The organism is Rhizobium sp. BK418 (assembly GCF_004341105.1).
In the GTDB taxonomy this organism is placed as follows: Bacteria; Pseudomonadota; Alphaproteobacteria; order Rhizobiales; family Rhizobiaceae; genus Rhizobium.
This window is the reverse complement of sequence record NZ_SLZK01000002.1, coordinates 555,420-575,420: the sequence shown is the minus strand read 5'-3', so window position 1 is coordinate 575,420 and position 20,001 is coordinate 555,420. Positions and strand designations below refer to the sequence as shown.

The following is a 20,001-nucleotide window of genomic DNA, read 5'->3' as shown; positions in this document are numbered from 1 at the left end:
GCACGAGCCCGTCCGTTCTGGCCGGGCTCATTCATCACGAAAATCGATATGCCATCACGCATTGTCATGGGATTTGCTTTTGCAAATCCGCTATGAAAGCGTGAACCGGAGATATGCATGTCGATCATAAGCAGCCTTAGCCCGCGCGCTGTCGCAGCGCCAGAAAGCGGGATCGTCGAAGTCGTCAACTATGCCCGCGGGCGCGAAGGCCTTCTGCCGCTTTGGGTCGGCGAGGGCGATCTTCCGACTCCGGATTTCATCAATCAGGCGGCCATGCAGGCACTCGCTGCCGGCGAGACGTTCTATACCTGGCAGCGGGGTATCCCCGAACTGCGTCAGGCGCTATCGGATTATTATCTCAGGCATTTCGGCATCCGGCTGCCATCGGAGCATTTCTATGTGACCGGTTCCGGTATGCAGGCGATCCAGATCGCCATTCATGCAATAACCTCGCCCGGCGACGAATTCGTTTACCTCACCCCGGCCTGGCCGAATATCGCAGCCGCTCTCGAAATCGCCGGCGCGCGTTCGGTCGGTGTAGAGCTTCAGTTCGAAGGCGGCACCTGGACGGTCGATCTTGGTCGTATCGAGGCGGCGATCACGCCGAAGACCCGTGGTCTCTTCATCAACACGCCGTCGAATCCGACGGGATGGACTGCAACGAAAAAGGATCTGGGCGACATCCTGACGCTGGCGCGCAAGCATAATCTCTGGATCATGGCTGATGAGATCTATGCGCGTTATTTCTATGCCGGCGGACGCGCGCCGTCCTTCCTTGATGTCATGGAGCCGGGCGACAAGGTGATGTTCGTCAACTCCTTCTCCAAGAACTGGTCTATGACCGGCTGGCGCGTCGGCTGGATCGTCGCCCCGCCGGAAACCGGACAGGTGCTGGAAAACCTGATCCAATATTCGACCTCGGGTGTCGCCCAGTTCATGCAGAAGGGCGCGGTCGCTGCCCTCAACGAAGGCGATGCCTTCGTTCAGTCGAATATCGACAAGGCAACCCTTGCCCGCGATATCCTCTGCGATGCGCTGATCGCTACCAACCGCGTCCAGACGCTGAAGCCGGATGGCGCGCTTTACGCGTTCCTGAGTATCGACGGCGTTAACGACAGCCGCAAGGCGGTGATCGATATCGTCGACAAGACCGGTGTCGGCCTCGCACCTGGCACAGCCTTCGGAGCAGGCGGCGAGCGTTTCCTGCGCGCCTGCTTCCTGCGTGATCCCGCGCAGGTCACGGTCGCGGCCGAACGGCTCTGCGACTATATTCTGAAGATTTAAGCTGAGCGGCGCATCGCTTCCGGCAGGACCGGAAGCAGCGTCACATTCCGCCCCTCGACGATGATGACTTCGCCGTCTCTGAGCGGTTGGAAGGGCATGTTGGCCTCCCCCAGGCCTTTTCAGCCGCTTCAGCTTCATCATGGTCAGAGCAGCGCGCTCCGGCCGGAATGAAATCCAGAGTCCTATGCATCAGCCGGACATTGGGGCAGAAACAGAAAACCCCGCACGTGTCCGGCCGGGTTGGGTCGGGTGAAATGAACAGTTTCAGGTCACAAGCCGACGCCTCCACCGCAAAGGGTGGTCGTCACGCCCATCGTCATGGCCTGGAACGCGAAGTTGTTCATGGCGCCAATTTGCCTCGTCGCCTGCGTGATGTCGACGAACCTAGAAAGAGGGGATCGAAGCCGTTTTGCCCCGAAAATCGGTTGGTCGATAAAATTGTAGCAGAGGCTGAAATGCGCCTCTAACCACATCTCCAAACATACTGGCCGCAAAGCCTTTCCGGGGCCTTTCGATAATAAAATCGGAAAGGAAAAAGCCGTTCTGATGCTCCCGAAAAAATAAAACAGGGAATGCAGACATGGCGGTTCTGGTTACAGGTGGGGCTGGATATATCGGCAGCCACATGGTTTGGACGCTGCTTGATTCCGGTGAAGACGTCGTCGTACTTGACAGCCTCTCCACCGGGTTTCGCTGGGCCGTAGCGCCGGCGGCGCGCTTCTATCTCGGCGATATTGCCGATCCCGACGTTCTGAAGAAGATCTTCATCGAGAACGATATCGAGTCGATCATCCATTTCGCCGGCTCTGCGGTTGTGCCGGTCTCCGTCTCCGATCCGCTTTCCTATTACGACAACAATTCCGGCAAGACACGCGTGCTGTTGAGCGCTGCAATCAAGGCCGGTATCCGCAACTTCGTCTTCTCCTCGACCGCCGCCGTCTATGGTCAGCAGAAGAGTTCCGCTCCGGTCAAGGAGACGGCGCCGCTCAATCCGGAAAATCCTTACGGTCAGTCCAAGCTGATGACCGAAATGATGCTGCGAGATGCCGCCGCCGCCTATGATTTCGATTACGTAGCGCTACGCTACTTCAACGTCGCCGGCGCCGATCCACAGCTGCGCGCCGGGCAGTCCACGTCGGGCGCGACCCACCTCATCAAGGTCGCCTGCGAAGCCGCGCTTGGAAAGCGCGACAGCGTCGCCGTCTATGGCTTCGACTACCCGACCCATGATGGCACCGGCGTGCGCGACTATATCCACGTGAGCGACCTGACTGCAGCACATCTGAAGGCGCTTCAGCATCTGCGCAAGGGCAGAGGTCCGCTGGTTGCCAATTGCGGCTATGGCAACGGTTATTCCGTGCTCGATGTCCTGAACATGGTCACCCGCCTGAACGGCCACTCCTTCAAGATCAACATGGCGCCGCGCCGGCCGGGCGATGCCGCAAGCGTCGTCGCCGACCCAACGCTTGCACGCCGCGTGCTGGACTGGGTGCCGCAGCATGACTCGCTCGAAACCATCGTCCGCAGTTCTCTCGATTGGGAGCTCTTCCTGATGAACAAGAGTGTCGACGATCTGCACAGCATCCATCGCGCGCTGGCTGCGGCATCCTTCTGAGTCGCAACTGAACATTTACCTTCCGGCGTAGGGGCGGGTGGCCTGACGTTACGTGAGTAAGGAATAATCAAGATTTCTCTGGCCCGGTTCAGCCAAGGGAACAGGAATCATGAAGAACTTCATAGAATCGTTACGGCTGCAAAAGGATAATCCGAAGTTTCTGGTGGCGCAGTTCAAAGCTTTGTCATCACAGATTCCGATTCTCTACGTTCTTCTTGTTATCAATGCGCTGGCGGTGGCTATCACGCACATCAAGTCGGCGCCTCTCTGGCTTTCGCTCTACATTCCCGTCGGTCTTAGTATCGTCTGCGTTTTCCGTCTCTGCTGGTGGGAGATATTAGGCAAGGAAAATGTCACGCCCGAGCGCGCGTTGCGGCTGATGAAGGTCACGCTGATAGGCGCCACGATCCTAACGATCGGCTTCGGCGGCTGGGCTATCGCCCTCTATCAATATGGTGACGCCTCGCAGCAGGGCCAGATTGCCTATTTCCTCGTCGTAACCGGCATTTCCTGCGTTTTTTGCCTGATGCATCTGCCGCTCGCGGCGGCAATCACCACAGTCATTACCTTCACGGCCATGGTCGTGACCTTCCTCTTTTCCGGCAATCCGGTTTTCGTTGCCACAGCGGTCAGCGGCCTTTTCTTGGTGCTGCCCTTCCTGCGTGTCATCAACAGCTACTTCCAGAATTTCGCGCATCTGGTCCGGCTCGCAGAAGAGCTCAAGCAGAAGCAGGCGGAAGCGGAGGAACTGAACCTCGTTAACAGCCGCAATGCTCTGCAGGATCAATTGACAGGCCTTGCCAACCGCCGAAGCTTCTTCCTCTCGCTCGAAAAGATGCTGCAGAAAAATCCGGCTTCACCGCCCGTTATCGGCATCATCGATCTCGATGGCTTCAAGCCGGTCAACGATGTCTTCGGCCATGCCGCCGGCGATCTCGTGCTGAAAGAAACGGCACGCCGCTTCGTCTCTCTGGTCGGCGACCAAGGCATCGTGTCGCGCCTCGGCGGCGACGAGTTCGGTATCATCTTTCCCTGCAATATGACGCTCAGAACCGTTTCTGATCTCGGCTTTGCTCTATGCGCGACCGTACGCGACCCATATGAAATTCCCGACGGTTCGGTGCGTGTCTCCGGCTCCTGCGGCATCGTCTATCCGGAAGCGGGCGACTACATCGCCGAAGATCTCTATGAAAAAGCAGACTTCGCCCTCTATCAGGTGAAGAGCAAGCGCACCGGCGGTGTTGAACTCTTTTCACCCGAGCATGAAAAGATCCTGACGCAGCGATATCTCATTGAGCTCGAATTGCAGGCGGAGAATTTTGCCAAGGAGTTGAAGCTCGAATATCAGCCGATCGTTGAGCTGCGCAGCGGCGGCGTCGTCGGTTTTGAGGCGCTTGCACGCTGGGACAGCGCGCGCTTCGGCCGTATCAGCCCGGATGCGTTCATTCCCGCGGCAGAGCGCACCGCCGTGATCGGCCGCATGACCCGCATCCTATTTGGTCAGGCGCTCGACGCGGTGAAGATCATGCCGTCACACTTGCGCCTTTCCTTCAACTTGTCGGCCCGTGATATCTGTGATCACGAAACATCGATGGCCCTGCTCGCCATGATCAGGCGTTCTGGTGTCGATCCGAAGCGCATCGAATTCGAGATCACTGAGACGGCGCTGCTCTCAGACTTCGACACAGCCGATCAGGTGATCGGTGTGCTGCGGGCGGCCGGCATCTCGATTGCGCTTGACGATTTCGGTACGGGCTATTCGAGCTTGAGCCACATCCACCGCCTGGCCTTCGATAAGCTGAAGATCGACAAGGCCTTCGTGATGAATTTCGATCGCGATGCGCGCTGCATGAACATTACCCGCTCCGTCGCCAATCTCTGTCAGAACCTCGGAATCGCCTCCGTCGCGGAAGGTGTGGAAAGCGAAGATGTCGCGGACTCGCTGAAGGGCCTCGGCGTGCGCCTGGCTCAGGGCTACTATTTTTCCCGGCCGCTGCCATTGGAGCTGGCGATCGACTATGCCGTCAGACGCGACGCCAACGTTTCGCAGTCCCTCTCAGCCTGATTGAACAACCGCCCACTGGAACCTCGGCCCAACCCCGTTTATTCATAGGGCAGGAGCGAGGTGGACCATGGATAACAGGAATCAGAGCGAAGTCATCGTTGAACGACGCGGTTCAGCCGGCCTCATCCGGCTGAACCGACCAAAGGCGTTGAACAGTCTGACGATCCCGATGGTACGCGCGATTGCTGCCGCCCTTGATGAGTTCACGGAGGATCGCTCCGTGACGAGCGTTGTCGTGATGGGCGAGGGGGAGCGCGGCTTCTGCGCCGGCGGCGATATCCGCGCCATTCACCTGAGCGGACGTGCTGGCGATGGCCTGGCGGAAACCTTCTGGCGCGAAGAGTTTCGTCTCAACCACAGGATCGCTTCCTATCCGAAGCCTTACGTGGCGTTGATGGACGGCATCACCATGGGCGGCGGCGTCGGGCTTTCCAGCCACGGGCGCCACCGTGTCGTCACCGAGCGCACCCGCCTTGCCATGCCCGAAACCGGCATCGGTTATTTCCCTGATGTCGGCGCCACCTGGCTGCTGCCCCATATGCCGGGTGAAAGCGGCACATGGATGGCCCTGACCGGGCTCGATATCAATGCCGCCGACGCAATCCATGCCGGGCTCGCCGATTTCTATATGCCGTCCTCGCGTCTCGAAGAGGCGGTCCGGCGCCTCGCTGATCTGCCTGTGGGAGGTTCGTCGGACGATGTGGACGCCGCTCTGCGGGCTCTGTCGGATCAACCGGGCGAGGGCAGGCTTCAAGCCAATGCCGCGACGATCGACCGTGCCTTCCACTTCAATCGCGTTGAGGACATCGTATCGGCTCTTGCTCAGGAGGAGGGCGAGTTCGCCGCCGAGACCCGCCGCGTGATGCTCACACGTTCGCCAACTAGCCTCAAGCTCGCCTTGCGGCTGCTGAGAGCCGGGCGCCAGAGCCGCACGCTTGCCGAATGCCTGGCCCGCGAACTCGGTGCCTGCATGCATATTCTGCTCGGACCGGATTTTTACGAGGGCGTCCGTGCTGCGGTCATCGACAAGGACCGAAATCCGAAATGGTCGCCGCCGACGATCGCCCTGGTCAACGATGAAATGATTGGCCGTTTCTTCGAACCGGCCAAACCGCCGCTTTCGCTCTAAGCTTCTCTTAACGCAATTCTGCTCAGAAAACCGCCTCGTACGCCTCCCGGGGAGCGTTTTAACGCCACATCCCGCGCATGCGCGCGCCGACGTCGATACGCACCTGCCGTGCCTGCTGTGCTGCTCCCGTATCGGCCTTCACCTGCGGCCAACCGCAGACTTCGAAGAACTGCAGCAGCGTGGCCGGAATGAAGCGGCTGCGCGATGCGTAGACATGCCGGTCGCCCTGCGAATTTTGCCCGTAGGTGAAGAAGCGCTGCGGCACGACGAGATCAAGGCTATCCTTGGCGCGCGTCATCGCCACATAGAGCAGCCGCCGCTCTTCTTCGATTTCGGCCGTGGTGCCGACGGCGAGATCGGAAGGAATGCAGCCGTCGATGACATTCAGCATGAAGACCTTTGTCCATTCCTGCCCCTTGGCCGAATGTATGGTTGAAAGGATGAGATAATCCTCATCGAGCAGCGGGACACCCGCCTGGCCGGAGGTTGCATCGGGTGGATCGAGCGTGAGCTCTGTCAGGAAGCGCTCGCGCGAGACATAGCCACCAGCAATCTGCTCGAGCTGTATGAGATCGGCAAGCCGGGCGCTCGCGTCCTCATGCAGCCGTTCCAGATGCGGCTCATACCATTGCCGCACCAGTTCAATTTCGGCAGGCCAGCCGGCCTTGCCGGTTTTCAGCTCTTGCATCGTGGAAACGAAAGAGGTCCAGTCGTCGCCCGAGCGCGGCGGCGCAGGCATGGCAGCAAGCGCGTTTATCGGGCTCGCATTGTCAGCCATTTGGTCCAGCATCTTCTGTGCAGTCGAAGGGCCGACACCCGGCAGGATCTGCATCAGCCGGAAGCCTGCTACCCGGTCGCGCGGGTTCTGAGCAAAGCGCAGTGCCGCCAGCATGTCCTTCACATGCGCGCTGTCGAGGAATTTCAGCCCGCCGAACTTTACGAAGGGAATGTTGCGGCGAGTGAGTTCGACTTCCAGCGGACCGCTATGATGTGAGGCGCGGAAGAGCACGGCCTGGCTTTTCAGCTTCACGCCTTCTTCGCGATTGTCGAGAACCTTGTCGGCCACGTAGCGCGCCTGATCGTTCTCGTCGCGCACCGTTACCAGCCGCGGCCGCTCCGGCGATTCCCGTTTCGTCCAAAGGTTCTTGGTGAAGCGCTCCGAAGCAAGGTCGATCACCGCATTGGCCGCGGCAAGGATCGGCTGCGTCGAGCGGTAGTTGCGGTCGAGCGTGACGATATTGGCGGCCGGGCTGAAGGAGGCCGGAAAATCCAGAATATTGCGCACTGTCGCTGCGCGGAAGGAATAGATCGACTGCGCATCGTCGCCAACGACCGTCAACCCCAGGCCGGTGGGCTTCAGCGCAAGCAGGATCGAAGACTGAAGTTTGTTCGTGTCCTGATACTCGTCGACAAGCACATGATCGAAGCGGCTGCCGATATCCTCGGCAATCATCGGTTCCGCCACCATCTGTGCCCAGTAGAGCAGCAGGTCGTCGTAATCGAGTACATTCTGGCTCTGCTTGGCCTCGACATAACAGGCGAAAAGTTCGCGAAGCTGCTTTTCCCAAGTGGCGCACCATGGAAAAGCGTCACGCAGCACCAGCGGCAGTTTCGTTTCCGAATTTACTGCACGCGAATAGATCGCAAGGCAGGTGCCTTTCGTCGGAAAACGGCTTTCGGTCTTCGAGAAGCCGAGCTCGTGACGCACGAGATTCATCAGGTCGGCGCTGTCTTCCCGGTCGTGAATCGAGAAGGCCGGATCGAGGCCGATCTGTTCGGCATAGTCGCGCAGGAGCCGCGCACCAACGCCATGGAACGTGCCGCTCCAGGCCAGGGCATCGGCCAATATGCCGGAATTCTTACCGAGAACCTCGCCGCAGATGCGTTCGACGCGCCGGCCCATTTCGGCTGCCGCCCGGCGCGAAAAGGTCATCAGCAGGATGCGGCGCGGATCGGCGCCCTTGAGGATGAGGTGGGCGACACGATGGGCAAGCGTATTCGTCTTGCCCGAACCGGCGCCGGCGATGACCAGGAGCGGCCCGGCCACATGACTTCCGTCAATGAGAGTGCCGTGCTCCACGGCCATCCGCTGCTGGGGATTGAGTCTTTCGAGATACATCCAGCCGTCCGGTTGGGCCTCGCGAGAGAATCAGCGCCCGCGAATAAAAATCAGATGTTCTTTGGATGTTCTCGATTGGCTCTGCTGTCAAGCGGGCGTGGTGGACGCATGGTGCGCTATTGCGGAAAGTCCGGCACGACATCGCGGCGCGTCAGCTTCAGGCTACGGTCGGGCTGGAGGATGTAGGTTTCGTAGACGTGCTCGCCATACTGATTGTAAAAGTCGTTATAGACGGCGCTGCCGATCGGCGACTTGGTCAGCTTCGTCCGCGGCTGCCCACCATAGGTGATGCTGCCGGGAATGGGCTCCAACGCAGGCCCATCCGCCGCAGAACACCCGGCTAGCAGGGCAGCAGCCAAAAGAGTCGTGGCAAGAAGAGCAGGCACCAGCAGTTTCATCATCGTCTCCTCAGACGGCGATCACAGAGCGGCGGCTGACACCTCCAGCGCGCGTTCGAAGCACCACCACCCTGACGACTATGCATCGCGCCGGCAATGCGTGGCAACAAAACGTCGTCTTCTTGCGTTAAATCCCATTAGCCGATCTCAGGGACGGTCATGGTGCCGCGGTTTCACATCTCGCCAACCCAGGAGGAAGCCTGGATAAAGGGCCATAATACGGCCGCTATACGCGCGTCCGTGGAAAGCGCCCTGCATGCCGAAGCCGGTCTCGATGCTGCCGAAATCATCGTCTCCACCGTCGGTCCCTACGTCATCCTCGAGGGCTTTGTGCGGCAGTGGGGTGATAGCGAGCGGGCTCTGGCGATTGCCGAGGCCATTGTCGGAAGTGGTTATGTTCATTGCCGCATGTTGGTGAGGTAAATCACGCCTAGGAACAGGATTTTTCAAGGAACCAACTTCCCGTCTCACGTGTTGAAGAGCTGATTTCAAGACTGGAGACAATGATGCAAACGCTTATACGCCTGTGGGTTGCCGCCCTCCTGCTCGGGTGCAGCGCCTTTGCTGGCTCCGCCTCCGCCTCACTCGAGACTGATATGAATTATTCGGCCCTGCCGAAGGACCAGATCGGACTGAATGAATATACCAGCGCCGCCGTCTGTAGGCCCGCCGAACCGCATTACCTGCCGTCCTTCATCCGTACCGCCGATGGCACAATCATCGGAGTTGGATATCTTCAGATCCAGGATGAGAATACTTCGGGTTGCTGATCGAATATTCGAAGTTTCTTTCGGACGAGGCTCGCCTGCAGTCTCCCACAGAGGGTGACGAGCCCCTAACCATCATCATGATGGCTGGCGTCGTTCTATTGATGAACAGCTGAGTGGCGCAATGTCTTTGGGGACAAAGCCTCGCGCGAGCTCTGTGCAGGGTTAAGTGAAAATTAAATATTGCTCTGTTTCGGAACGGATCGGACCTTTATTGTCCAATACCGCCGTCCAAAGCTTAATGCACTTTAAGCTTTGCTTCCTGGGCGGCCGCCACGAACTCCGCGCGGGCCTCCTCAACGCTCTTGCGGCCATCGAGCGCGGCGCGGCAAACGCTGCGTGCCCTAAGATATTGCAATCCGCGTGCGGCAGGCCAGAGATCGCTAAGGCAGGCCAGTGCGTCAAACGGTCCGTTAACTGTGCGTGCTCCCGCCTCTTCGAAACCCACCTTGATCGGACTATTCCAGCGTTCAGTTGCCATCGACGCTCCTCCAGCATATCTCGATAGAAACATTGACGAAGCCTTCGAGTTCCCTCCGCGAAGACTTCAGAATGCTAATATTCTAGCGAGATTTTTGCCGGCAGCAATGGTGTCAGCGACTCTAAGGATTGTCTCTAGCCCCCTTGTAACCCTTTGATTCTATTTAATACCTTGTAAGTCGTTGAACTCGCTGTGTCTTTCCCAACCTCACAGGTCTGTCTCCAGTCGGGCAAGGGAGAGGTAGGCATAAAAAAAGGCCCGCAGAAGCGGGCCATTTAAGTCAGACTGTTAGAGACAAACCTAAGCGTTTGGTGGCAGCAAGCAAGCCCTCGCGAGGTCTTCAGTTCGATAGTACCGCGCGATCTTGCCCGTTGTCTCGAAGATGGGTTTCAACCCATTTTCATCGAGTTCGCTTTTCATCCAGGCGATGTTTCTCCGCCATCCACTTGCAATGCGGTGAAGCGATCGGTGGTCCCTCAAGAATGCGGCAACGCTGGACCGACGAACGAACGCCTGTGGCCGTAGCGATCTGGGATTGGGCAGAAACTCGACAGGTAGAACGCTATTCTTGACCAGCGCCGAGACCGTAACGTCCGTCGTGGCGAGCGCGTTCTTGACCTCGGTCAAATCGAGGTAGTCAGCTCGACTGGTGACATAGTCCAGATTTTGCTCGGCCGCTACAGTGAGAGGCAACTCGTGCAGGTCGACGAGAAGACTGCCCAAAGTCACCGTCTCTTCGGAGCGACCAATCCTGGTCAGGGTGCCATTCACCACCAATCCAATGATTTCAGTCTGTGTCACGCTTCGTCGCCGGCACGCGTGGTCAAGCGAGACCAAGCCATGATCACCAAAGACAAGGGGCGCGCGGCGGAAAAGACGGTCGCGAAACTCGTCGATTGTTGTACGCGAAAAGCGATGGAACGGCCTGTTGCCCTTCACGCCAGTCTCGCACGGTACAAGAATATTTCGGTCGGCCAGCTCGCGCACGCGGTCGCTGCGTACTCCCAGAATCGATGCAACTTCCACCGCATTCAAATTCGCGCTTGCGATTTTGAGATGGCGCTCCGCGTCAATGACGGAAATGTAGACATGCCGATCTGAAAGCGAGGAGACCTGCACGATTTCCGCCACCTCCAGCAGTTTCCTGACACGCTTCCGATCCATTCCGTACTCAAGGGCTGCAGAGCGGATTGAATGAAGGTGACGGTTCTGAACCGGCAGGACGAAGCGGTCGCCTGGGCCGACAGGTACATTTCGCTCTACGAGTGCCTGGAACAGTCCGACGACCTCGGCGTAGGCTGGCGCGTCAGCGTTGCGTCGAAGATGCCGGACAAGAGGTCCGAAGAATTCCCTGATCGTCTGGGCTGCGGGGCGATGACGATCGATAGCCTCCTTTACCACCCGCTCGATCATTTCCCATCCCGCGTTGATGATAAGAAATCCAGCGGCCCGAATGGTGAGTTCCTCGGCCGGCTTGCCGCCGAGGATAAATGAGGGAAGGTGGTTCTGAACGAACCATCCGAGAGACTGGAAGAGCATGAGCAGCACGTGGACCTCCTGACGGTCGATGAATGATTGGCTCTGTTTCCCGAAAATCCGCCCCTCAAGATACAGATCGACTTCCAACTCCGCGCCGTCGACTGGACACCCCGGCTGACACTCCAGGTGCCAGCCTTCAGCTACAAACAAGGCGACATCGTTCAAAGGCGCGTCCCCTCCGACCTCGACGAGAAGTTCCCGGTGGCGGGTGCAAGCAGTGACCGCTCGGGTCGACCACGAGGCACGTTCGTAAGGCCTCGATCTCGGTCGTCCGAAACCATTGTCCGTGTCCTCTACGAGACAACGGGGGCAAAAGCGGAAGTGACCTGCGACCCTCATTTCCTTGCGAAAGACGGCTCCGCCCAGCCGCCACTCTCCGGCTTCCTTGCTGGTAGGAACCGCGAAGCGCAGCAGCTGTTCGACCGGAACTCCTGACCATGACGATAGCATCTTGATCGCGTCTACTTCTCCTCGAGCAACGGCTTGAACGGTGCTGCCTCCCAGCAGGTCGGCCACGGACGAGTAGCCCATCGCGCTTGCCAACCGTGATGCCAGGCTGAGAGGCGTCTCAGATTCGGGATGAAAGAGGACGTTGACCGGGAGTCTCATGCGCTCCTCCTGCTTTTCACCGGAGGTGCGATGTCGTCGAGGGCGTTCGCGGGGACGATTTCACGCCAGTTCGGGGCAACGAACACGTTGTCGCGACGGGTGCATCCGGTCATCTCCTCGTAGACCTTCGAGAAGTCGGATAGCTTCACCTGAGACCGCCCCATCTCAGCCGCGCGGAAACAGGCTTCTTGCACAATCTCGACCAATGTGCCGAACGCTCCGCACGCCGCGATACACAGCTTTTCCCGAAACACGTCGGTCCGTGTGTCGTCGGCGCGGGTCATGCCGCAATCCTCGGAACAGGTTGTCTCGATGATCTTCTCGATCCACTCCTCATCGTCCGGATATTCCATCGGTTCGTACCGCATAACGTAGGAACGGCGAGCGAGCTGACGGTCACCTTGCAGGAAAGCTGCGAGGGCCGGCACGCCGGAATAGATCGTATGGATCGGCCAATCATCGATCTGAACGAGAGCCTTGAGGACATCCTGGATCGCCTGGATGGCCTTAGGCGTATTGTTGCGAAGGACGTCCTGCATCTCGTCGATCCAGATCGCCCTCACACCGCGCTCCTTCAACTGCTCCTTGAGGAAGACATAAACCTCGGGATCAGTTTTCCTGCCCCTTAGCGGAACGCCCATCGCGCTGAGAAGCTCGACGGCGAGCGCGCGCATGTTGCATGGTTTCGGGGGCTTGATGCAGAGAAGCCGCGTCACTGGGTCGCCCCACTGGTTCTTCACGGGTGTCCATTCGTCAATCTGCGGCAGGATGCGCTTGATCGAGCGGGTTTTCCCGCTTCCAGTTTCGCCAATGACAAACAATGATCGGCGATGCGAGCCACGCTGTCCCTTCTCCAGAGCCCTGGCGTTCTTGCGCAGCTTCTCGATAAAGCCCATGAGGACCTTGTCTCGCCCGGAATCAAAATACCGTTGGTGACTCCGCGCGCGGATTGCATCTACGTCGATCTTCCTGGCCATGATCAGTCGTCCTCCTGCTCGTCGAACTTGGAACGCGACGGCGAAACCGCGGTGGCAGCGGCAGGTGCGGCGCGATCCTGTTCGGGTACATCGCGCTGGATGAGAAGCGTCCCGGACGGAATGGCGTCAGGAGCTGCCTCCATGACCTCCTCGGCTTCGCAGTTTGCCTCCCATCCACGGACAACCTCGCGGTTGAGGCGTTCCATGTCCTCAGCCGTGGGGATGCGAGCGCCGAGGTTGGCCCGGATCGTCGCCGCTTCGCCGGTCCGGCGCATGCGGCGGATACCCGCGTACATGACCTTGAGGTCCTCCTTGGTCTTCTCGGCGATGGCGTCGCGTTCCTCCTTGAGGACGGCGAGCCACTCGTGGAAGGAGACGGTATCGTCGAGGCCGAGCGCGTTCTCGACGGCAAAATAGGTCGTCTCGTCCTTAGCCTTCACGAGGACGTGGCGCGCGTACATCGGGTCGTACATTACGTCGATCGGCTTTTGGCCGATGCGGCGACGGAGGGCGTTGAGCTTCTCGTCACGGAAGGTGACACCGAGGACGACGATGCCGTCCTTTTGGATCGTTGCGGTCGTGGGGTACCCAAAGGCCGCGATCATACGGAGCTGGCTCGGCGGATACTTGATCCGGATCGAGTTGGTGACCTCGTCCCACTCGTTGTGAGGCGTGTTGCCGCCCAGGCCGCTATGACGCTTTCGGTGATAGATGTCGCAGATCGCGAAGATGATGATTCTGGCAAACTCGTCGAGGAATACACTCGCGTGGGCCTCGGCCTCGTAATCGCCCTTTTCATCCACCGAAGCGAACGTCCGACCATCGAGGTAGTGGGTGATCGCGGGGCCGATAGTTCCGAACAGACGTTCGATGAACGGCCGTCTCGGAGCTTCTCCAGCCGGTTCGCGCACGACAGTGATGCCGATGGATTGCGCGCCGGTGATGAAGTGATCGGAGAGGAATGGTCCGCCGTTGTCCATGGACGCGAGGTCTGGCTTCACGACGGCAGACCAATCGGTTTCCGCTCCGACCATGCGCGACAGATCGGTCTTATCAGTCATCGCCATGCGCAGTGCGCCAGCGACTGCCTCGGCCGAGGGGGTGGGAGTCACCTTTACGCCGAGGACATACCTGGTGGCGACGTCGATCACGACGGTGACGCAAAGGCGGAGGGTCTTGGGGAGCGCTTCGATAAACACGTCTGGCAGATGCGCCCAGAGGCCCGTCTTCACCATCAGAGTGATGAGGTCGCCTTTCCATTCGTCAATTTCCACACGCGCGCCAGGGCGCTCGATGTCGAAGCTGGCCTTTACGTCGCGGAAATGCTTGAGGGCTGCCGGTTCCCCTTCGCGCGCGGCCATGACCTCGAACGCGTCGAAACGGTTGATCGCGTTCTTCGTTTTCGTCAGCGAAAACTCCAGCAGGTCCGGAAGGCCGGCCGCTCGGCGCTGGTCGTTCTCGCCATCGCGTTCCGCGAGATAGGCGAGATGAACCTGTGCGGGCGTCGGCCGAAGGCGGCTCATGTATTCACGAGCCATTTTTTGGTGAAACAGTTCGGAAGCACGGCAGGGGATTACCGTGCGGCTACCAGGACCGTGATGCAGCGGAACGAAAACGACGGGATTGCGTCCCGACGCGATGTACTTGTCGTAGTCGCGTTTGAACGTCTTCCAGCTCGGAGCATTGCTGATTTCTGCAATTGCTTGGCCAGTGCGTCGCCGACGACCATTCTTCGTCGTGTCGTCGACACCATGGAGTTCTAGCCACCAGGCATCCAGCTTGGCCTGAAGCTTCACAGAGAACGGCAGCTTTTTCTTTGCATCTCGGCACGCGGTCTCGTAACGCGCGATCAACTTCTCACGAAGGCGCGCCTCGAACTGTACCTCTGGGTCGAACGAGTTGAGGGTTTTGTCGCCGTGGACGGCCAGAGTCCTCTGGATCGGGGCGCTGTGATGGTAATAGATGACGTCTGCCTCGCCGGCTTTAAGCCGCCGCCAGATTTCCTCGTTCGTCAGCACCATCGTCCGTTGCCGATCGGCCTCGTGAGCGAACGTGCAGGTCAGGCTGTCCGAGAAGATCGGGATGTAGTTCTCCGATCCATCAACGAAGCGGTCGGTACGCCCCAGGGAGACCAGGGAGTGGTTGTGGGTTCTGGTCGGAAGTGGGTAGCTCTGGGACACGTACGCTCTCCTTTTCGTGTCGTTGCGGGCTGGGTAGGCTCAGACGGAATGGGGTTAGCCATGCCGCGTATGAGCCAGACCAGCTCGTCGATCCGACCGATGCCTTCTGGAGAGAGTTCGCCGAGGTCGATGAGACGCCAGATGGCAGCCCGGCGGGCGGCCACATCCTGGCATCCAGTGAGAAGAGTCATAAATGTGAAACGCCCCGTCAGGCTGCACACGATCTCACGGAGTTCGTGTTCGGCGGCGGGGTCGCAGGTCTCGCGCGATGCGAGGATTTCGGAGCAGTTGTGGAAGGAAGCGATAGTCGCGTCCTTCTCCGTCATGAGAAGAGTTTCGTCGGCAAGCCGGCCGCCGTTTTTATGCGAGATACCTGCGTCCTCGATGCTGGACAGCATGTCCAGCATCGAGGCGCGCTTGCGATTCATCTTGACGGCGATCGCCAGTCGCCGCCCGTCCTCGAACACGACGTAGTAGTCGAAGGTGTGGGTGCGCGTGCGACCATCCGCGGCGATGTAGGTGACGCGGGGATACTGCGAATGGATTTCGCGAACGTTGTGCCAGGTCTGGAGCAGGTAGGAGACGCGAAGCTCGAGAAGGCTTTCGTGCCAGAGAATGATGCCGCGGAAGATCGAATGACCGCGCGCCGTCTTGGCCTGCTTGAGTGCGGGCTTGCGGGTAGCGAGACCGGGGTGCGGGGGCGTGTAGCGGAAGGTTCCGGGATTCTCAGGAACGCTAGGCGCTGACGATGGTGCGCGGCCACGGAGATCAATCCCGATGTCGCCGACAAGCTGCGTCGAAACCACCGCTGCCATCGATGCGGCAGCGAGCGCTTCACGATTCATGTAAAGCTTGCGGGCGATGCGGTGCTTGATGTTCATGCGGCGCTCCTTCGACCTCGGTACCATGACCCATTGCCTGATCGCGGCGTCCTCCCTTGGAGAGGCTTGCCTCGACCCCGGAGTCACCCCTTGTGGGAGAGACCCAGAGAACCGGAAGACCACCTTCCGGCCATGCAAATGCTCTAGTAGCCGTCGGGACCATCCCGAAGCGGTTCGAAGGAATTGGGACACCTGTCCCTTTTCCAGACCCTCAAACCCCATATCCGGGGCAAGTCGCGTCTTGACCCCTAAATACCGGCGCATTTCTTAAAGAAAAGTTAATGCGAGGACCCGCACGCGTGCTTTTTTAACCTTTTGCCAATTGGGCAAAGGTCGGCGCTTGTCGTGCAAGTCGGGGGAGATCGACGGCTTTCAGGCCGTCACGAAATTATTCGTGGCTGGAAGGGGGAATAGCTTGGTGTGTGCCACCGCAGGAGAGAGGTGCAGAAACGGTCGGACCAGCGCGAGAAAGCGGATGGCGGGCTTGCACATCCAGATAATGGCACGTTGGGGATGCTCATAATACACTCCACGAAAGATCGGTTACTCGACGTTTTGGGGTCAGAGTGGCGAATGTATTCGGAAGAGGGAGTGCTCGCTGTTCAACATGGCGTGAACAAATAGAGAACATTCAACCTGGTGTCAAGGGGCGCGTGCGCGATTGCTAACCTACGACCACAGCATGTGCAGATAAACGTGGTGGCTTCGACCTAACGATCCGGTTTACCTCGGTCCGCGATCGGATATGGAACCACAAATCTTTGCGCAGGGTCCTTTCAATAAGGACGTCGTACCCCAGACCTACGCTCAGCTCGGCAGGACAAATCACCACCTGGCGCAGGTGGCGAACGGTCGGACCAATCAAGGAGGATGCCATCATAGAAAAGATGGAAGGGTCCTTGGATGTGCTTTGGCACTTTCTGCTTCTCGATTACCGCGACGAGCAGTGAACCCGCGGATTTTCCTTGACCATGTTAACGGCTCGATGGGCGAAAGACCGCCGGACCCCTGAGCCGATACCGATCCACTTCTTCTCGTTGTTGGAGGTCCAGCCGAACTCCTTCCTGAGAGCTTTGACGACGTACTGAATTCGCGTCGTATCAGCCCGGCCCATGGATCACCACAGGCTTGTCTGGTTTCTCTTTTTCTTTATCTGGTTTGTCATTGCCCTTGTCTGGCTTTCCCTCGTCAGGCTTTTCGGCATCAGGTTTATCGCCTTGGCCTGCTTTGTCTCCTCCTTCAGCTTTGACGGGCTCGTGGTCCGGTTTGCCCGGCTTTTCCATCCCGTTAGGTGCATCGGCCTTGTCGTGGTTTCCCCCTGCTGGAGCATGAGCATTCTTGTTTGCGAAATATGCCTTTGTCTCGCGCACAAATCTCAGCTGTGCCTTTAGCTGAGATTGAAAAGCTCTGAGGTTTGCAATCGCAATGTCCGTATAGGGCGGAGAATTAAATTGATACAGTTTCTGTATCGCCTCTTCGGCTAACTGAAATTGCAGCACAAGCTCTTCTTCCGACAATGAAGAAACGAATGTACTCACGTCCGCAGGAGGGAACGGCGGCGGGCAGAGGTTCGAACACGTGTTCCACTCCAATAGATTAATCCACGGAGCTGCTGGCCGCCAACCGACTTTCAGTACTTTCAGCCCGATATTCAAAATTCGACCAATAGAATCTTCTGTTTTCAACGGGTCCTTTTGTTCTTTGACCTCCTGGAGCGTCGTCTCTAGGGCCTTCGCGTCTTCAGCTGGTAGGTTGCTCGACAACAGCATGGTGGCGATTGCGAGCGCGGTCGTGTACTTGCAATTTGGAGTGGAGTAGCAGAATTGATCCCAGTCGAACGACTCGATCGACATTGGGCGACTATCAGAATCGAATACAATAGGCGGTGGCACACGGGTGAAAATCGAATAGAAATACGAATTGCGTCCGTAGGGCCAAATGAAGTCTGAACGCTCGCCTTCTTGATCGTGGACGGCGTTAATTTCTAAGTGTACGTCATAGTATCCGCTACCGGGCGGAAATGTTTTATCTACTTTGAGCTTAATTACCCCGTTCTCGTTTGAAATAACAACGGCGTTAATAGCTTCCTGCGCCTGATCGTCAAAAGCTTCAAGCAAATAATCCGACGTTAATATAATCTCGTTAATGGCCTGCTCGTAATAATAAATAAAATTGCTGTATTCGGATGATTTGCTCGTCCATTCGTAATACTCATTTGTGTTTGCATATTTTCCATCTGTAGAATTTCTAGCTGCCTCGTAGGACTTCCTGACTTCTCCAAGTTTATTCTTGTAGTACACGGCATCGGCAGCCCCATCCCTCAGTTGGGCCAATTTGTCTTTAAAATTTTCGCCTTTTTCTAATTTGGCATGTTTAATGCAAATCTCATACTCGTGTTTGCACATTTCTTTATGTGGCTTTGTCATGTCCTTATAAGCGGAGTTTTTCTTCGCAACTACCTTCTCCTGTTCAACATCATAAAACGTATAGTACTTGTACCAAGTCTCCTTGCAGTGAATGCTCGGCTCGACGAGGAAGCCTGTTTCAAAATTCACAAATTCATCGGGAACGAAGTCGCACTGCAATGCGCCGGCCGCGTAACCGGGTAGCGAGAAAAACGCTGCTAATAATAGCAGGATTTTCGTCCCGCGAAGGCAAGCAATGAACAGTTCGAAAACAATCTGCCAACAATGCTGCACACGTGATCCTTCAGAGAGTCGCCCTAATATATCCTCCGTGGAAACCTTCCGCGTATCAGGCATCTTCCGTTGTTTCCTGCATCTGCTTGGTCTAACCCCATTTTAGAACAGTCTACAAAATAGTACACTTATATATTGTGTGAGTTTCCGTCGAAATTTTGCTCCGGGGGCTTTAGAGGCAAACCATTTAAGCTTCAGGGACATAGCAGATGTGCATATGGCAAATCTTCGGAGCGCATGTAAAACGATGGACGTTCACGCCATAGGCTGTAAACGCTCATCAATCAGAAGCAGGGCAGTTGTGTTGATACATCGCCAGTGCAATCGATCAGCTAAACGGCCCCCATTCTGCATCAAAAGACTAAGCGCATGGAGGCAGCATTGGTAGGAACATCGATGTTCATGGACAATCGCGAGACCAGATCGATCCCACCATTCAGTGCGCCCCGAACAGTTTCATGCTGAACTGACGAACAGATCAATGGATCACCGGTAACTCTGTTAATGCTCTCGTCGAGCGTATGTCCAAGCTCTACGAAGCCGATTGCCACGCGTGTTTGCTCAAGCAACGATACACCAAGCGGCACGCTCTTGCCGTCCATATCGTGTGGCGTGTCGCTAACGACGACGTAGCGGTAGCCGGTCTTTCCGCCCATCGTACACGCAACGAAGTACGTCCCCTCGATAAACCTTTCATGGTCGCCATCGACTTCCAGGCCGCAATCGTTCCCGAAGTTGAGAAAGAAAGCCTTCGGGAGGCCAGCGCCACTGAATGGGACTGAATCACGATAGCGCGATGGATACGACGGGACCTCGATGATCTGGCCCTTGAGGGTCTTCAATGCGCGGTGGACATCGTGGATCGCAGCCCAGAGAGATTCCCGCTCAATGAGACCCAATGTGTCGTCGCGCAGGATTGCTCGCTCTCTCCCTAATACCTCGTCTTGCTCTTTCCGAGAAAGACGCATGATCGATTTGTAACGAGCGTAGCTGCCGTCGGAAACTGGAATGAAACGATCTGGATGAGAAGTGGACGACATTTGCGGCACCATGGCAAGATTGTGACTAAGCCTATGATGCGACGACGTCTCGCAAAGCACTAAGGCACATGGCGGGATTCAGAACCAGAACTCGTGATTTAAGCCATTAGAGACAAACCTGTGAGACTGGGAGAGACAAAGGTAGCTCCGTAGAGACAATCCTTAGAGTCGCTGACAAATGGCGCCGATGGGCGCGAGGGAATAATGCTAAGGGAGAA

14 protein-coding genes are annotated in these 20,001 nt (G+C 57.6%); 6 read left to right on the top strand and 8 right to left on the bottom strand.

Annotated features, from left to right (window positions below):
• The first annotated feature begins 117 nt into the window (after positions 1–117).
• From EV281_RS08845 to EV281_RS08830, 4 genes are all read left to right on the top strand, one after another.
• On the top strand, positions 118–1,284 hold the full coding sequence (locus EV281_RS08845; protein WP_132652716.1) for a pyridoxal phosphate-dependent aminotransferase: 1,167 nt from the start codon (positions 118–120) through the stop codon (positions 1,282–1,284).
• 580 nt (positions 1,285–1,864) lie between these two features.
• Entirely contained in the window at positions 1,865–2,899 is a 1,035-nt protein-coding gene (gene galE / locus EV281_RS08840; protein ID WP_132652715.1) for a UDP-glucose 4-epimerase GalE, read from the top strand.
• Positions 2,900–3,008: 109 nt separating this feature from the next.
• Positions 3,009–4,964 carry an EAL domain-containing protein gene (locus tag EV281_RS08835; RefSeq protein ID WP_132652714.1) on the top strand — a complete coding sequence of 652 codons (1,956 nt, stop codon included), beginning with the start codon at positions 3,009–3,011 and terminating at the stop codon, positions 4,962–4,964.
• 67 nt (positions 4,965–5,031) lie between these two features.
• Positions 5,032–6,093: an enoyl-CoA hydratase/isomerase family protein gene (locus tag EV281_RS08830; RefSeq protein ID WP_132652713.1), complete on the top strand. Its 1,062-nt coding sequence runs from the start codon at positions 5,032–5,034 to the stop codon at positions 6,091–6,093.
• Positions 6,094–6,151: 58 nt separating this feature from the next.
• On the opposite strand, the gene EV281_RS08825 is transcribed toward EV281_RS08830, so the two are convergent.
• Both EV281_RS08825 and EV281_RS08820 read right to left on the bottom strand, forming a co-directional pair.
• Positions 6,152–8,212: an ATP-dependent helicase gene (locus EV281_RS08825; RefSeq protein WP_132652712.1), complete on the bottom strand. Its 2,061-nt coding sequence runs from the start codon at positions 8,210–8,212 to the stop codon at positions 6,152–6,154.
• 116 nt (positions 8,213–8,328) lie between these two features.
• On the bottom strand, positions 8,329–8,610 hold the full coding sequence (locus tag EV281_RS08820; protein WP_132653217.1) for a hypothetical protein: 282 nt from the start codon (positions 8,608–8,610) through the stop codon (positions 8,329–8,331).
• A gap of 159 nt (positions 8,611–8,769) precedes the next feature.
• Here EV281_RS08820 and EV281_RS08815 point away from each other — a divergent pair, with 159 nt between their 5' ends.
• Complete coding sequence (locus tag EV281_RS08815; protein WP_132652711.1) at positions 8,770–9,033, top strand: BON domain-containing protein; 264 nt, start codon at positions 8,770–8,772, stop codon at positions 9,031–9,033.
• Positions 9,034–9,116: 83 nt separating this feature from the next.
• Positions 9,117–9,380, top strand: a complete 264-nt coding sequence (locus EV281_RS08810) for a hypothetical protein (RefSeq protein ID WP_132653216.1) — start codon at positions 9,117–9,119, stop codon at positions 9,378–9,380.
• A 235-nt stretch (positions 9,381–9,615) separates the two neighbouring features.
• On the opposite strand, the gene EV281_RS08805 is transcribed toward EV281_RS08810, so the two are convergent.
• From EV281_RS08805 to EV281_RS08775, 6 genes are all read right to left on the bottom strand, one after another.
• Positions 9,616–9,858: a DUF982 domain-containing protein gene (locus tag EV281_RS08805; RefSeq protein WP_132652710.1), complete on the bottom strand. Its 243-nt coding sequence runs from the start codon at positions 9,856–9,858 to the stop codon at positions 9,616–9,618.
• Between the two features lie 300 nt (positions 9,859–10,158).
• Positions 10,159–12,006 carry a TniQ family protein gene (locus EV281_RS08800; RefSeq protein ID WP_132652709.1) on the bottom strand — a complete coding sequence of 616 codons (1,848 nt, stop codon included), beginning with the start codon at positions 12,004–12,006 and terminating at the stop codon, positions 10,159–10,161.
• Entirely contained in the window at positions 12,003–12,902 is a 900-nt protein-coding gene (locus tag EV281_RS08795) for an ATP-binding protein (protein ID WP_165911860.1), read from the bottom strand. The genes EV281_RS08800 and EV281_RS08795 overlap by 4 nt, the downstream gene beginning before the upstream one ends.
• Positions 12,903–12,985: 83 nt before the next feature.
• Positions 12,986–15,163: a DDE-type integrase/transposase/recombinase gene (locus EV281_RS08790; RefSeq protein WP_132652707.1), complete on the bottom strand. Its 2,178-nt coding sequence runs from the start codon at positions 15,161–15,163 to the stop codon at positions 12,986–12,988.
• A gap of 1,981 nt (positions 15,164–17,144) precedes the next feature.
• Positions 17,145–18,806 carry a hypothetical protein gene (locus tag EV281_RS08780; protein ID WP_132652706.1) on the bottom strand — a complete coding sequence of 554 codons (1,662 nt, stop codon included), beginning with the start codon at positions 18,804–18,806 and terminating at the stop codon, positions 17,145–17,147.
• A 290-nt stretch (positions 18,807–19,096) separates the two neighbouring features.
• Positions 19,097–19,783 carry a hypothetical protein gene (locus EV281_RS08775; RefSeq protein WP_132652705.1) on the bottom strand — a complete coding sequence of 229 codons (687 nt, stop codon included), beginning with the start codon at positions 19,781–19,783 and terminating at the stop codon, positions 19,097–19,099.
• Positions 19,784–20,001: the final 218 nt, after the last annotated feature.

Coding starts and splice junctions, on each gene's coding strand:
- EV281_RS08845 (WP_132652716.1), top strand. CDS start 118: ATGTCGATCATAAGCAGCCTTAGCCCGCGCGCTGTCGCAGCGCCAGAA.
- galE (WP_132652715.1), top strand. CDS start 1,865: ATGGCGGTTCTGGTTACAGGTGGGGCTGGATATATCGGCAGCCACATG.
- EV281_RS08835 (WP_132652714.1), top strand. CDS start 3,009: ATGAAGAACTTCATAGAATCGTTACGGCTGCAAAAGGATAATCCGAAG.
- EV281_RS08830 (WP_132652713.1), top strand. CDS start 5,032: ATGGATAACAGGAATCAGAGCGAAGTCATCGTTGAACGACGCGGTTCA.
- EV281_RS08825 (WP_132652712.1), bottom strand. CDS start 8,212: ATGTATCTCGAAAGACTCAATCCCCAGCAGCGGATGGCCGTGGAGCAC.
- EV281_RS08820 (WP_132653217.1), bottom strand. CDS start 8,610: ATGAAACTGCTGGTGCCTGCTCTTCTTGCCACGACTCTTTTGGCTGCT.
- EV281_RS08815 (WP_132652711.1), top strand. CDS start 8,770: ATGGTGCCGCGGTTTCACATCTCGCCAACCCAGGAGGAAGCCTGGATA.
- EV281_RS08810 (WP_132653216.1), top strand. CDS start 9,117: ATGCAAACGCTTATACGCCTGTGGGTTGCCGCCCTCCTGCTCGGGTGC.
- EV281_RS08805 (WP_132652710.1), bottom strand. CDS start 9,858: ATGGCAACTGAACGCTGGAATAGTCCGATCAAGGTGGGTTTCGAAGAG.
- EV281_RS08800 (WP_132652709.1), bottom strand. CDS start 12,006: ATGAGACTCCCGGTCAACGTCCTCTTTCATCCCGAATCTGAGACGCCT.
- EV281_RS08795 (WP_165911860.1), bottom strand. CDS start 12,902: ATGGGCTTTATCGAGAAGCTGCGCAAGAACGCCAGGGCTCTGGAGAAG.
- EV281_RS08780 (WP_132652706.1), bottom strand. CDS start 18,806: ATGCCTGATACGCGGAAGGTTTCCACGGAGGATATATTAGGGCGACTC.
- EV281_RS08775 (WP_132652705.1), bottom strand. CDS start 19,783: ATGTCGTCCACTTCTCATCCAGATCGTTTCATTCCAGTTTCCGACGGC.